The organism is Vibrio profundi (assembly GCF_005281835.1).
In the GTDB taxonomy this organism is placed as follows: Bacteria; Pseudomonadota; Gammaproteobacteria; order Enterobacterales; family Vibrionaceae; genus Vibrio; species Vibrio profundi.
The window spans coordinates 83,871-98,431 of record NZ_RZIS01000008.1 but is presented as its reverse complement, the minus strand read 5'-3'; the positions used below and the strand labels follow the sequence as shown (position 1 = coordinate 98,431).

Below are 14,561 nucleotides of genomic sequence, written 5' to 3'. Positions count from 1 at the left end.
CTTACTCGATCTATCCGTTTAGAGCCGATATACTAGGTTGCTAAACGGATAGGGATACCAATAAAATGAAGACACGCGACAAGATTGTATACGCAGCGTTAGAATTGTTTAATGAGCATGGTGAGCGCAGTATTACAACTAACCATATTGCAGAGCATATTGAGATTAGCCCTGGTAATTTGTATTACCACTTTCGCAATAAACAAGAGATTGTCCGTGAGATTTTTACTCTTTACTCCGAAGAGCTACTAGAGCGCTTCACTCCTATTCAGGGGCAACAAGAAAGCTTAACTCTCCTTAAACATTATCTTGATTCAATTTTCACTCTGATGTGGAAGTATCGATTTTTCTACGCTAATTTGCCTGAAATCCTCTCGAGAGACGAAAAGCTGCACGAAGACTACATATCTGTACAAGAGCGCCTGCAGACGAATCTGATTAATATTATGCGTGCGTTTGTTGAGATGAAATTGCTTCAAGTAAATGAGGTGGAAATGAAGTCTCTTGTCACTTCGCTTCACCTTATTGCATCGAGTTGGCTAGCTTACCAATCTGCAATGTCACCTAAAGTGAAAATTACTGAGCAAGTCGTGCATCAAGGGATGCTGCAAATGATTGCTGTGGTAAAACCTATCGCGACAGAGCAAGGGATGGAACAATTACTGTTACTAGAAGATGGCGTAAAAACGTTAAATGTTACTAACATTTGATCGCTAGCACCTAGTTGGTTAACCATCTTTTAGGGTTTTGAGCTTGGCTATTTCTGCGTATTTCGAAGTACAGAGATGGTCGAGTTTGTCCGCCAGTATCACCAGCTAAAGCGATAGTTTCTCCTGCCGTGACTTTATCCCCTTCTTTTTTGACAAGAGCTTGGTTGAACCCATATAGCGTCATATCACCTTTACCGTGATCCAGTAACACAACCAAACCATACCCTCTTAGATATTCTGCGAATACGACAGTGCCGGAATAAACAGATTTTACTGCTTGGCCATAGTTTGCATCGATAACCATGCCTTTCCAGTTGAGTTGGCCTGTTTGACGCGTACCATAATTGTGAATCACTTTACCTTTTAGCGGCCAAGGCAGTCGGCCTTTGCGCTTAGCTAGCCCATCCATAGGAATAGCATTTCTCTTAGCTGCTTTGGCAATTTCAGCTTTTAAGCGGGTTTCATTGCGTTGTAATTCGGCAAGATAATTTTTATCACCAGATATATTTTTCTTGATACTACCCACTGTTTTCTTCCGCTTAGTTTGAGTAGCGGATAGTTGGTTACGTTTTTTGGTTTGTTGCTGCAGTAGGTCGGTCAGGTTCTGTTCTTCAAGCGCTAATTGGGTACGGCTCGATTTGAGCTCGTGGTGGGTTTGCTCTAATTGGACAATGGCATCAGCGCGCGACTTTGCCAAATGTTGGTAGTATTGGCTAATACGATCTTCTTCTATCCCGCTATTTAATATATGAGAAGGGGCTTTAGCTCGTTGAGTGACGTAGTAAGTTTGAAGAAGCTCTTCAAGCTTCTCTGTTTGCGTATTTTTCTGAGTGTTCAGCTGTTTGATCTGGTGTTCGAGTTTACTAATGTTTGTTTTTGATTGAGAAAGTTGAGACTTAGTTTGTTTGATATCTTGGCCAAGGCTCGCGATGCTGAGCTCTTGCTTCTTCAAAGATTGCTGGAGAGTATCAAGCTTTTGCTGTTGTGCTGTTAGTCCTTGCTTTTGGCGGTTTATTTCACTTTTTACACCTTTCAACTCACTTTGTGAAGCGGCTTGAGATGGCTGAATACCGACGAAGAAGAAAATAGATGTCAATGTTGAAAGCAAAGTAATACGTAAAGTAGCTTTATAGCGCACGTGCCTATTTTCCTTAGTGGTCTTCGAAGGTTAAATTCCATCGCCATGAATGAAACGTTGAGTCTTCCCATTGAAGGCTTGGTCCATGTCTAAAGACGGTTTATCAGTCTTTGGCCTACCGACAACTTTCGCTGGAACACCCGCAACAGTAGTATGTGGCGGTACTGGTTGTAGAACAACAGAACATGAGCCAATTTTGGCTCCTTCACCCACTTCGATATTACCTAGGATCTTCGCGCCAGCACCAATCATTACACCTTCACGGATTTTAGGATGACGATCGCCACCTTCCTTACCTGTACCGCCAAGAGTTACGTCCTGAAGAATAGAAACGTCATTTTCTACCACAGCAGTTTCACCGATGACAATTCCGGTGGCGTGATCGAGCATGATGGCTCGACCTATTTTGGCTGCTGGGTGGATATCTACCTGGCAAGCAACTGAAATCTGATTCTGTAAATAGGTGGCTAAGGCGATTCGCCCTTGCTTCCACAGCCAATTTGCCACTCGGTAACCTTGTAGGGCATGGTAGCCTTTCAGGTATAAAAGAGGCATCGAGTACATCTCAACTGCTGGGTCACGGGTGACGGTCGCACAAATATCACAAGCGGCAGCTTCAATAATACTTGGATCTTCTGAGAACGCTTGCTCTACCACTTCACGAACAGCCATTGCGGGCATAGACGCAGTCTTTAGCTTATTGGCGAGAATATAACTTAAAGCAGCCCCAAGACTATCGTGATTAATGATGGTGGCATGGTAAAAGCTTGCAAGCATCGGTTCTTGCTCAGATTGAGTTCGTGCTTCGCGAACAATAGCTTGCCACACTTTTAATTTTTCACAGTGCTTCATTCATTTGATCCTTGGGTTGGCTTTCTTCCATAACAGCCAGGCTTGGGGCCTAATACTATCTTTCTGATTTTTTATCGCGAGCAAGAAGATCTTGCGCGGCAATGTGTGCATCTTTACCTTGATACAACACTTGGTAAATTTGGTCAACAATTGGCATTTCTACGCCCATGCGGCTTGCTAATAGCCACACTTCTTTTGTATTACGGTAACCTTCAACAACTTGGCCAATTTCTTCTTGAGCAGTATCGACATCTTTCCCCGATCCTAGAGCAAGGCCAAAGCGACGGTTGCGTGACTGATTGTCGGTACAGGTTAGGACTAGGTCACCTAATCCGGCCATTCCCATAAAGGTTTCTGGTTGGGCTCCTAATGCAGCGCCGAGACGCGTCATTTCAGCTAATCCACGCGTAATTAATGCGGTGCGCGCATTTGCGCCGAAACCTATGCCATCAGACATGCCTGCGCCAATCGCAATGACATTTTTCACCGCCCCACCGAGTTGCATGCCAATGAAGTCTGAGTTCGCATATACGCGGAAGGTTTTGCTGCAGTGAATCTTTTCTTGAAGATCTCGTACAAACTCTTGGTCGGGAGAAGCCACAGAGATCGCAGTCGGCATACCCATCGCGAGCTCTTTGGCGAAAGTGGGGCCGGAAAGAACGGCTAGAGAATGCTGAGCACCAATAATATCGTGTGCGACTTCTTTAAGCAGGCGGCCTGTTTCTGGTTCCAAGCCTTTGGTTGCCCAACAAATACGAGAAGTATTCTTCAGGTGAGGCTTAAGGCTGGTGAGTACGTTTCCAAATACATGGCTTGGCACCACGATAAGGATATCTTTAGCAGCCGCTACCGCTTTGGATAAGTCAGATTCAATAATAAGACTTTCAGGGAAGGTGATATCAGGCAAAAACTCGTGATTTGCTCGGTCTTCTTGCAATCTGGCCATGTGTTGAGGGTTATGCCCCCAAAGCACAATGTTAGCGCCATTACGTGCGAGTGAAATTGCCAGTGACGTGCCGTATGAGCCAGCTCCGATAACTGTCATTGCAATTTCTTTTCCGTAGGCATTGTTTGTTTTTGTCATGCTTCCGCCTAATATAAGGTTAGTTATATGTTGAGTATCTAACTAAAGTAGAAGTGAGTATAAATAAAAAATGCACATTGCATCTATAGAAAGATACTCTGTGCATTTATTTTCTTTAAGTTAAATTTGAGCTATTAAGCTTGCTCGCCTTCAGCCTGTTGTGCTTGGCTTTGAAGGTAGTTCATGAACAATGCATCGAAGTTCACTGGTGCAAGGTTTAACTGCGGGAAAGTACCTTTTACCACTAGGCTAGAGATAGTTTCACGAGCGTATGGGAACAAGATGTTCGGGCAGAAAGCGCCTAGGCAATGGGCTAGCTGACCAGCTTCCATTTCAGCTGCAGAGAAAATACCACCTTGTTGAACTTCACAAAGGAACGCGTTCTCTTCGGCATTTTTTACTGTAACGGTTAAGCGTAGGATGACTTCGTATACACCTTCACCTAGCTCACGGCTTTGAGTGTCTAGATCCAGTTTTACATCTGGGTTCCACTCTTTTTGAAACATGTCTGGAGAGTTTGGCGCTTCGAAAGATACGTCTTTTAGGAAGATGCGTTGAATTGCAAAGTTTTGTTGTGCTTCTTGTGGTGCTGCTTCAGCCATTTTTTAATCCTTAAAAATTATTGCTTAGATCTGGTTGCTTAGAAGAACCAAATCTTGGTATTCAGTGTTGGCAAAGTTCACGTTCTAGCCGAGTTTCGACTTTATTTCTTACCTTTGACCAGTGGCATGTTTGCTTCACTCCAAGCGACAAGTCCGCTTTTTAGAAGGCTCACATTTTCAAAACCAGCTTTAGCCAGTAAGTTTGCACTTGCTTGAGCTGTTTGGCCTGTTTTGCATACCACAATGATTGGGTCTGCTTTGCGGCTTTCAAGGCTACCGAAGTTATTTGCTTTGATATCTGAAGGTAAAATGTGAACTGCGTCAGTAATATGACCTTTCTTAAACTCATCTTTAGTTCGGATATCAACCACTACACCATTTTCACGGTTGAGTAATTGTGTCGTCTGGGCTGCTGTAATTTCTTTATATGCGGCTGTTGAGGTTTTTACGATATTCATGATGATCGCCACAACAAGGCCAATCCATACAACGGCGAGAATCATGTTCTCTTGAAAAAATGCTACGTATTCTTGCATATCCTGCGCTCTTACCATTTTGGGGCTAAAAATAATCAGCTCGAAGTATAGCTAGGTTTGACTATTCATGAAATGGCATTGTGAATAAATCAAGAGCGGAGGCATTAATATGACGGTTGAGTAGCCTTGTTAATGAAATTAGTCGGTATTACTAATTGGTGGCATTTATCTCATAAGACTTGCGTATAACAAGTTGACTTTGGTGGTTTGCTTAATGTTTATACATTTACTTAATGAGTTTATGCCTCTATTATTGTTAATTAGTTGTTTAAGCTGAACAACTTGTTGGTGCTGGCTAGTCTAGTATCGGTATAAACGTTTATATTAATAGGGAATACTATGAAAATGATTGCTTTGGCTGCAGCACTAGCTGTTAGCTTCTCAGGCGCAGCTCTTGCTGCAACAGAAACTGCAACTGCTGGTGCAGCTTCTACTGGTGGTGCTGCCGGTGGTACAGCTGCTGCTGGTGCTGCTGCTGGAACTGCCGCAACAACAGCTGTAGCAGTAGGTGCGGTGGCTGTTGCCGGTGCGGTAGCTGTTGCTTCCTCTGATAGCGGTGCTACAACAACGACTGTAACGGCGCAGTAATCTGTTTTGCCGTTATTATGGTAAAGCCATTTTGTGCATAGCATAAAGTGGCTTTTTATATTTCATAGCTTGTGAATTTAATAGATAACTTCTACTTATGACTACCAAAGTACTAAAGCTATCGTCCTTACTTAATGTTCTACTGTTGGTTGGGTGCTCTCAGCAATTTCAAGATGTTAATTCTACTTTTTTGGAGTATTGGAACGGTGGAGACGATATCGTTCTATCATCTGACTCGATCGCTGAACTTCCTTATTCTAGTGCTTATGTTGAGATTAATGGCCAGGGTCAAATTTTTATGGTTTTAGCGTTTGCTGAAGTCGACACAAATACTGGATCGCTACAGCTTAAGTGGATGTCTTCAGATCGTGTATTAATAGTGACAGAAAATGGACGAGTTGTTGAAACCTTACAATTGCCATATGAAAACTTAGTAGCGATGCGAAATAATGCGCCAGCTTTTGACCTATCTGCAGAGCCTAAATCGCAAACGTGGCGATCTCGCTACGATTGGCAGCCGGACTACCGTTTCGGATATCACGCAAATGTTACTCGTACTTACCTTAATGATGAGTTAATCATCACTCCGCTTAATAGTATAGAAACACAAAAATTCTCCGAGAAAATTGACTTTCCATCTTTAGGGCAAACGATAGAAAATCTATTTTGGGTTAATGAATCTGGGCAAGTAGTGAAAACGATTCAGTACCTGGGGCCAGATATGACAAAAATTGAAATGACGATTCTGAAAGACTTTAAAGGGTAGGCAACTTTGCTTAATGGATTGTTTGTACAGGATTAGCATGAAGTTTTTGAATAAAATGATTATTTCAGTTGGTGTGCTGGGCTCTATTCTCGGGAACGCATTCTCTGGTGAGTTAACCGTTGAACTCCCAATTAGTGGAGCCACGTATAATTATGAAAAGCCTTCCAGGTTAGAGCACGTTTTAAATGATGTTAATATGAGTGGGTTAGGTAGCTACTTTAGCCTTGCAGCGCAGCTCTTTGCCTTAAATGAAGATGGAACAATAGAAGCGCATAAAGAAAAAGTATTTAGACAGCTCTCGATTTACTCAGCGAGTAACCCGGACGCTAGGTTCTTGTTGAAACAGTTAAAGGACCAGAAGTTTTCATATCGGGTGTTTATTGATTTGAACAGGAACGTTGTCATCTCTCAGTTACAGCACAACCCTCAGTTAAGTGGGCATTTTGCTCTTTACCTTAAAGAGAGACCGCAATTCGTTGAACTATTTGGCGCGATTAAAGATTCGCACCAGTTACCAGTGATCGAAGGGGGACAGCTGACCGACTATTTAAATCAGTTACCACAAGGTGAAGTAACAAAATCGGCTAATCCAAGCCTAGCATACGTGATTCAGCCTGATGGACAGGTTATAGAAGTACCTTATGCCTATTGGAATTTCACCCCTCGCTATTTTGCTCCAGGGGCAATTCTTTTCATCGCTTTTGATTCTCTACCCAGTGAGTTTTCCACCCTTAACCAAGATGTTATAGAGCTTCTACGCCATAAGGTTAACTTGTAATGCGTTCAGTATCGTTATTTCCATTTTCTTTGCTGTCAATGGCAGTTGTAAGCTCTTTTTCTGTTCGAACTGAAAGCTTTAGCTTTCCAGAATTAAAACCATCACAAATGGATTTTGGTGGCACAGGTCTGATGCAGATGCCGACAGGGCGGATGTCTCCTGAAGGGGAGTTTAATGTAGGTGGTTCGTGGAATAACGAATATCACATGTATAACGTTAGCCTTCAGTTAATGCCTTGGTTCGAAGCTACGATTCGTTATACGCTGATTCAAGACCTTTTTTACAGCAATGATCCTTCTTTTAGTGGCGATACAGCCTATACCGATAAAGGAATAGACTTTAAAGCGCGCTTATTAAAAGAGACTTACTATTTGCCAGAGGTAGCTGTCGGTATCCGTGATTTTGGTGGTACAGGGCTGTATGATGGTGAGTTTATTGCAGGAACAAAACGCTTTGGTCCGTTAGATGTTACTCTTGGTATGGGGTGGGGTTACATGGGGCAAAGTGGGAATGTAACCAATCCGTTTTGTAAGGCTAGTGAAAAGTTTTGTGAACGAAGCTCTGATACCCAAAATAATGGGGGGAGCGTCGATTTCGAGCGGTGGTTCAAAGGGCCTGCTTCTATTTACGGTGGGTTAGAATATCAGACGTCTTATACGCCTCTCTCCTTTAAGTTGGAGTATGACAGTAACGACTATACCCAAGACTTTCCGGTAACTCGAGGTGGGGTTAATATGACACAGCATACTCCGTGGAATGTGGGGGCTGTTTATCGCCTTGACGATTGGGGAGTTGCGAAGGTCAGTTATGAGCGCGGTGATACTCTGACCTTAGGGTTCAACCTCACGACCAACTTTAATGAGCTAAAAGGGACTTGGCGTGATACAGAAGCACCTCTGTTGAGACCGCACGAAGTTGAATCGGTAGAAGACATAGAATTCACTAAGTTAAGTCAAGAGTTAGATATTATAGCCGGTTATGAAAATAATCAGATCATGGTGGATGAAAAGACTATCATCGTTAAAGGTGACCAGGTGAAATATCGAGATCGAAATGAGGCTTTAGAAAGAGCAGCAGCTGTAATTGCCAACGCTGTCCCTGATTATATTACGACTTATCAAATTGTTGAAGCCAAGCAGTCGAATATTATTACCGAGCAGCATATTGATGCTGAACAGTATCGAAAAGTCGCAAATGATGAGTATGTTAATGCAAATGTTTCTGACTCAGTGACAGAGCATGAGCCATCGGGCGAATCTAAAGTGATTTACTTTGATGGAAGAGAACGTTTTGATTATTCGGTTTCCCCACATTTGACCCAGTCTTTTGGCTCGGCAGAAAATTTTTATCTATATAACTTGGGTATTAATACCGGAGCCTCTTTATGGCTGTCTGATAAAGTACAAATGTCTGGTTCTGTTTATTTCAATTTACTCGATAACTACGACCAGTTTAATTATATCGCGCCACCAGATGGCACTTCTGTACCTCGTGTGAGAACCATGTTCCGTGATTACGTTCACGATAACCCGGTGCGTATGGACCATTTACAAATGACGTGGTTTGAAGATTACAGTCATGGTATTTATAGCCAGGCTTATGCTGGTTATTTAGAGAGTATGTTCGCAGGTGTCGGTGGCGAAATCTTGTATCGTCCTTTAAATAGTAATTGGGCTATAGGAGCCGACTTAACGGCGATTTCACAGCGAGATCCTGATAGTTGGCTTGGTGTATATGACCAAGAAAGGCAGTTCAGTGAAGAAGATGGTCGCTACTACAATGTGATGACTCAAGGGACAACAGGCTTCATCACTGGTTATTATATGCCCAAGTGGAAAATGTTTGATGATACTTTATTTAAGTTGGGCTTTGGTAAGTTCTTAGCGGGTGATGTAGGTACGCGTATTGACTTTTCGAAACAATTTAAAAGTGGTGTGATTGCTGGGGCTTTTGCTAGCTTCACAAATATGAGTGTCGAAGATTACGGAGAAGGGAGTTACACTAAAGGCTTCTATGTTTCGATTCCGTTTGACTTGATTACAGTGAAACCAAGTGGAAATCGAGCTGGTTTTGAATGGTTACCTATCACTAGAGATGGCGGGCAAATGCTGAATAAACAACATGAATTATTTAATCAGACAGATGCTCGTTCTTCTTGGTTACAAAGGCCAAACTCAGTCGAGTAAACTCCCAAAAATGCTTTGTTACGATATTTTACTATCGCGTTAAGGAGTAAAGCCTCTTTAAATTTCATTGTAAGTCATTAAACATTACTACTTTGCGAAGCTGGTTCGGTTTGAGTGCCGAACTTTGGAAAAGCTTTTGCTTAGTTAATGTAAATATGGATAATATCAAAGATAACTCTTAGATTATTATGTAAAACTATCAGCTACGCAGTGGGATTGCGTTAATGCCTATGGGCGGTAGCGTTACTAATTTAATGTTTATTCGTCAAGGTCGTGGGCTAAACAGTGGGACATATTAAACAAAGGAATGTTTTGATGAACGCTATGTGTGTTCATACCAGTCGCTCTAGTTTAGCTAGTATTAGCTTGATAATATTAGTTCCTTTTTCTGTTGAAGCTTCTCCGTGGCTGGAAGCAAATGATCCTTTCTTACGTTCTTCCCTTGTTTTACTTTCTGACTCTAATATCATTTCGTCCCCAGTAAACCATTACCCATTACGTTGGTCTGCTTTTGGTGATGACTTATCGGACCCCCTTCTATATTCTCGCAGCATTAACACAGCAATAAACGAACTTTCTTATACTTTATATTCTGCAAAATTTAATCGAGGTAACCGTGGTGTTGGCTTTGTTTTTTCCACCGAGCAGCCTGTTTATTCCGGTTTTGGCCAGTTTAATAAAGACGAGTGGGCTAGCTATGCGAGTTATGAATATTTAGATAATGATTATTCATTTAGATTAACTACAGGTTACTCCAAGTTTCATCAAGAGACAGATATTCGCTGGGAAAACTCTTACCTTTCATTGAACTTAGGAGCTTGGCTATTCTCTATCGGCACTTTAGACCGTTGGTGGGGGCAAGGTTGGCAGCATAATTTAACATTAGCTTCATATGCTAAGGCTGCTCCGGATATTAGTGCGAGCTTTATTGGTGAGAATAACTGGTTAGGCGTATGGGGAGTCGAAGTTATTGTAGCCAAACCGCAAGATAGCATCTTTGAATATCATAATGCTACACGGCTGACCTCTAAACCACTTGAAAATGTTGAATTTGGTTTTGCATACCAAAGGTGGTTTGATGAAAGGAAATTAAGTCAAGGTGACGAGCTGTTTAGTTCAGATGCAAAATTGGTGTTACCAAGTATAGGGATGTCAAGCTCGAATTTGCTCTATCACAACATCTATACAGAACTGGCTTCTAGTGTCAATGAGTTTTGTTTGAATTCATGGATTGTTGGCTGGACTGGCAGCTTCGACATGTCATGGAATACCGTTAGGGTTGTGATAGAAACCCAGCAAAGTGACAATAAATCAATTGATTTATCAAATCAATACTCTTCAGGATATCAAAGTGGGATGGAAAATACACTTTTACTTGAAGAGAGTTATTCAGTTGCTACATATATTCAATTAAAAAATGATCACAGCATAAGTGTTAGTGTCCAGCAATCAAAAATGTATGCACAGGAGGATACGTTAGTCCAAGCAACTTACCGTCAGCCAGCATTGTCTGGCATGGTTCATGTTGGAGCCTCGTATTTAAACTCGGTGGACGACAATATGAAAGGAGAAAATCAAATGAATTTTTGGTCAGGGTATGAGTTTAGGTTTTAAATAACCTTGTTCGTACTTCCTCAATGTCTATTAAACTTGTAGAACATATATGCTTTTAAAGAAATCAGTGTTTGTTATTCTCGCCAGTGTTATTGGTGGTTGGGCTGTTGCGTTTAACCCTAGTCCTGCTCAAATTCAACAGTTTCAGAACTTACCTAAAGCTCAGCAAGAACAATTGGCACGACAATATGGTGTTGATATCAGCGCGTTAACATCTCAAGCTACAGTATCCACTGAAGAACCAAAGCAAATGATTCCCCCAGAACGCTCAACAGCGCCACCCGAAGTTAAGACTAGAGCGACGTCAGAAGAAGATAAGGTAATAAAAGCGTTTGGCTACGATATCTTTGCTGGAAAGCCGATGGACTTTACGGTTGATACCCTACCAGTTCCTCTAGACTATGTAATGGAGTCTGGAGATGGGGTTAAGGTACAGCTATACGGAAAGAGAAATCAGGAACTGGAACTGGTCATCGATCGAGAGGGTTATATTCATTTCCCAGAATTTGGGCCAGTACTTGTAGCAGGGCTTGGCTTCGAAGATCTACGTAATCATGTTCAGAAGATAGTTAAGCAGAAAGTTATGGGGGTCGAAGTCGTAGTTTCAATGGGGGCGATGCGAACCATGCAAGTATTTGTAGTTGGTGAGTTGGTTCAACCAGGTGCTTACAATGTGAATGGATTAACTTCTCTGACACAAGCGATTATTGCGAGTGGTGGGATTAAAGAGTCTGGGACATTACGAAATATTCAGTTAAAAAGAAAAGGGCAAACAATCGCTACCCTTGATCTCTATGAACTATTTTTGAAAGGAGATACCTCAAAGGACATTCGTTTACTTGCTGGTGACACTTTATTTGTGCCTAGTAAAACTTCCAATGTCCTTATTGAAGGTGAAGTTAACCGACCTGCAATTTATGAGCTCAAAGGAAAAACGACGCTGACTCAGTTACTAAGCATAGCTGGGGGGGCGAAACCACAAGCATATCTTTCTAAAATAGGCATAAAGCGGATAACTGATTCTGGCGTAGAGCAAATTACGGTTGATTTATCGAATCCACCTAGTCGAAATCTAGTAATCGAAAATGGCGATGAAATAATAGTTCGCCCAATATCACAAACGTTGAACAATGCTATCGCTGTTCGAGGCGAGGTGATTCGACAAGGTGCGTATAACTTTAAAGAAGGTATGAGAGTTAACGACGTAATTAGTTCTCTAAATAGTGATTTGAAGCAAAACGCAGACCTTAATTACTCGTTACTTGTCAGAGAAGATCTGACTTCGCGAGAAATCTCTGTTCATCAGTTCAGTTTATTGAAGGCGATTGAGGTACCAAACTCGAAAGATAACCTGTTATTGCATGAAAGAGACCAAATTTTTGTTTTTGACAACGGAATAGAAACTGATTATTGGTTTGGTGCTTATACAAATAAGAAAGTAACTATAACGCATGAAAAGCAGGGCGACAAAGAAAGACTTGATGCTCAAACGGGTGCTTTGATTGTTGAACAAGATGTTGCGAGCCTGGAAATTGATGATGCTGATGAATTATCAAAGTCAGCAACTGTACGTCAAGTTAGTAGAGAAGAGCTTTTAAAGCCTATAGTTGAAAGATTGAAAGCTCAATCGTCATATCAATCGCCTGCCAAACTCATAGAAGTTTCCGGAGCCGTTAGGTTTCCAGGAACTTATCCTCTAGCAGAAAGTGAAAGCGTTGCGAGTGTTATCGCAGCTGCTGGTGGACTGAGTGAAAAAGCATATCTAATGAAGGCGGAACTGACTCGCCGAAATACGAGAGATGATAAGTTTTCCGCTACACATCATTCTTTTTCACTACGCGATGCACTAGATGATAAGAATTTAATACAGCTTTACGCTCAAGATCACTTAGTTGTGAAAACCCAGCCAAATTGGCAGAGAGATATGATAGTTGAGCTTCAAGGAGAGGTTGTTTTTCCAGGGGTTTATTCTTTTCAAAGAGGGGAAACGCTCAAAGATATAGTGGAACGTGCCGGCGGCTTTACTCGCTTTGCTTATCCAAAAGGTGCAGTTTTTAGCCGTGAACGTTTAAAGCGTCAGGAACAAGAACGTTTAGAATTGTTGAACTTGCAATTAAAGCAAGAGATTGGAGGGCTAGCATTGCGACGCCAAAACTCTTCAGCAACCTATACAACTCAGCCTACCGATGCTTTAGCTATAGCAGATGAACTAGCAAAAACTGAAGCCGTAGGCCGCTTGGTTATTGATTTAGAAAAAGCACTAGAAGGCGATAGGCCAGCTAACGTTATGTTAGAGAAGGGTGATAAGCTGTATGTACCCGCGGTTAACCCGACTGTCGCGATTATGGGAGAGGTTCAGTATGCGTCTAATCACACATTTAGGCCTGGAATGACGCTAGAGGAGTATGTTTACTCTGCAGGAGGAACGAAAAAGCAAGCAGATACAGACCGAATTTATGTGGTGAAAGCTGATGGCTCAGTGTCTTTACCTAACACCTCGTTTTGGTTTAGCCGAAAGGTACAACCACTGGAACCTGGTGATACTATTATAGTACCAATTGATACAGATTACCTTGATGGATTGAGCAGTCTAACTTCGGCGACTCAAATACTGTACCAAATTGGTGTCGCTTGGAGTGCGGTTAAAGACTAAATTGAAAAGTTCGATCGCTGTTATGCTACTTCTTTCAACTGGTAAGTAAGTTATGAATAAATCGCAAGTACAAGAAGTTCACGAGCCGTTTGGTTATACCGAGCAACACCTGCAGGTAAAAAGCGTAAAAGGCATGGGTATTGCTGACGTTTTTTACGAACTTTGGCAAGGCAAGTGGATAATTATTACCATCACCATTCTATTTTCTATAATTGGTGTGCATTATGCGTTATCTCAGCCAAATGTTTATAAAGCGGAATCAGTACTTACATCTTCTAATGACGGTGGAAGAAGTGGGATGGCTGCAATGGCAGCACAGTTTGGTGGTTTGGCGTCTTTAGCTGGCATAAATATTGGTGGTGCTAGTGTAGATAGTAAAACTTTACCTTTAGCTATTTTGAACTCTCGTCAATTTTTAAATGCATTTATAGACAAGCATAAATTGTTAGTGCCGCTAATTGCCGCTAAGGAGTGGGACAAAACATCTAACACTCTACTTATTCAAGCTGATTTGTACGATGAAACTAATGAAAAGTGGGTAAGAGAGGTTCCTTCCGGTCGCTCAGTGGCTCCAACAGATTGGGAGGCCTATAAAGCTTTTAAGCAGGTCTTGAGTGTTTCTGAAGCTAAGGATTCTGGGTTGGTGACTATCTCTATCACTCATCTGTCACCAAATATCGCACAGCAGTGGGTGCAATGGCTAGTCGATGATTTAAACTTATGGATGAAAGAGAAATCACTAAATGAAACAAAACGCAATATAGGTTATTTGGAGCAGCAGCTTGAAAAAACAAATATTTCTGACATGCGTTCAGTTTTTTTTCAGTTGATAGAAGAACAAACTAAAAATTTAATGTTGGCGGAAGTCGAAGCAGAGTTTGCTTTTAAGACAATCGACCCAGCTGTTATTCCTGAAGAAAAATCAGGGCCTAAAAGGGCATTGATTTGTGTGTTAGCTGCATTACTTGGTGGGATGTTAGGCGTAGCTACTGTGTTGATGAAGCACATGTTTTTGAAGAATCAACGGTTGAAGATATCTATAGAATAACAAGAA

The 14,561-nt window shown here is 41.7% G+C and carries 13 protein-coding genes; 8 read left to right on the top strand and 5 right to left on the bottom strand.

Annotated elements, in window-relative coordinates; translation table 11 throughout:
- Window positions 1-65 precede the first annotated feature (65 nt).
- Window positions 66-710, top strand: a complete 645-nt coding sequence (locus ELZ11_RS18045; protein WP_137358776.1) for a TetR/AcrR family transcriptional regulator — start codon at window positions 66-68, stop codon at window positions 708-710.
- A 10-nt stretch (window positions 711-720) separates the two neighbouring features.
- On the opposite strand, the gene ELZ11_RS18040 is transcribed toward ELZ11_RS18045, so the two are convergent.
- From ELZ11_RS18040 to ELZ11_RS18020, 5 genes are all read right to left on the bottom strand, one after another.
- Window positions 721-1,848, bottom strand: a complete 1,128-nt coding sequence (locus ELZ11_RS18040) for a murein hydrolase activator EnvC family protein (RefSeq protein ID WP_137358775.1) — start codon at window positions 1,846-1,848, stop codon at window positions 721-723.
- A 30-nt stretch (window positions 1,849-1,878) separates the two neighbouring features.
- Window positions 1,879-2,700, bottom strand: coding sequence for a serine O-acetyltransferase (gene cysE, locus ELZ11_RS18035; RefSeq protein WP_137358774.1), 822 nt, complete (start codon window positions 2,698-2,700; stop codon window positions 1,879-1,881).
- 55 nt (window positions 2,701-2,755) lie between these two features.
- Window positions 2,756-3,784, bottom strand: coding sequence for an NAD(P)H-dependent glycerol-3-phosphate dehydrogenase (gene gpsA / locus ELZ11_RS18030; protein WP_137358773.1), 1,029 nt, complete (start codon window positions 3,782-3,784; stop codon window positions 2,756-2,758).
- 134 nt (window positions 3,785-3,918) lie between these two features.
- Complete coding sequence (gene secB, locus ELZ11_RS18025) at window positions 3,919-4,386, bottom strand: protein-export chaperone SecB (RefSeq protein ID WP_137358772.1); 468 nt, start codon at window positions 4,384-4,386, stop codon at window positions 3,919-3,921.
- A gap of 101 nt (window positions 4,387-4,487) precedes the next feature.
- A complete protein-coding gene (locus tag ELZ11_RS18020; RefSeq protein ID WP_137358771.1) occupies window positions 4,488-4,922 on the bottom strand; it encodes a rhodanese-like domain-containing protein in 435 nt (144 codons plus the stop codon).
- Between the two features lie 339 nt (window positions 4,923-5,261).
- Here ELZ11_RS18020 and ELZ11_RS18015 point away from each other — a divergent pair, with 339 nt between their 5' ends.
- From ELZ11_RS18015 to ELZ11_RS17985, 7 genes are all read left to right on the top strand, one after another.
- Entirely contained in the window at window positions 5,262-5,510 is a 249-nt protein-coding gene (locus ELZ11_RS18015) for a hypothetical protein (RefSeq protein WP_137358770.1), read from the top strand.
- 97 nt (window positions 5,511-5,607) lie between these two features.
- Window positions 5,608-6,276, top strand: a complete 669-nt coding sequence (locus ELZ11_RS18010) for a YjbF family lipoprotein (protein ID WP_137358769.1) — start codon at window positions 5,608-5,610, stop codon at window positions 6,274-6,276.
- Window positions 6,277-6,313: 37 nt separating this feature from the next.
- Entirely contained in the window at window positions 6,314-7,054 is a 741-nt protein-coding gene (locus ELZ11_RS18005; RefSeq protein WP_167494716.1) for a capsule biosynthesis GfcC family protein, read from the top strand.
- Window positions 7,054-9,240: a YjbH domain-containing protein gene (locus ELZ11_RS18000; RefSeq protein ID WP_137358767.1), complete on the top strand. Its 2,187-nt coding sequence runs from the start codon at window positions 7,054-7,056 to the stop codon at window positions 9,238-9,240. The genes ELZ11_RS18005 and ELZ11_RS18000 overlap by 1 nt, the downstream gene beginning before the upstream one ends.
- Before the next feature lie 315 nt (window positions 9,241-9,555).
- A complete protein-coding gene (locus tag ELZ11_RS17995; protein ID WP_137358766.1) occupies window positions 9,556-10,854 on the top strand; it encodes a capsule assembly Wzi family protein in 1,299 nt (432 codons plus the stop codon).
- A gap of 49 nt (window positions 10,855-10,903) precedes the next feature.
- The gene (locus ELZ11_RS17990) at window positions 10,904-13,507 is read left to right on the top strand and encodes an SLBB domain-containing protein (protein WP_137358765.1); all 2,604 of its coding nucleotides are present in this window, start codon (window positions 10,904-10,906) and stop codon (window positions 13,505-13,507) included.
- Window positions 13,508-13,559: 52 nt separating this feature from the next.
- The gene (locus tag ELZ11_RS17985) at window positions 13,560-14,555 is read left to right on the top strand and encodes a GNVR domain-containing protein (RefSeq protein ID WP_137358764.1); all 996 of its coding nucleotides are present in this window, start codon (window positions 13,560-13,562) and stop codon (window positions 14,553-14,555) included.
- The last annotated feature ends 6 nt before the right edge of the window (window positions 14,556-14,561 follow it).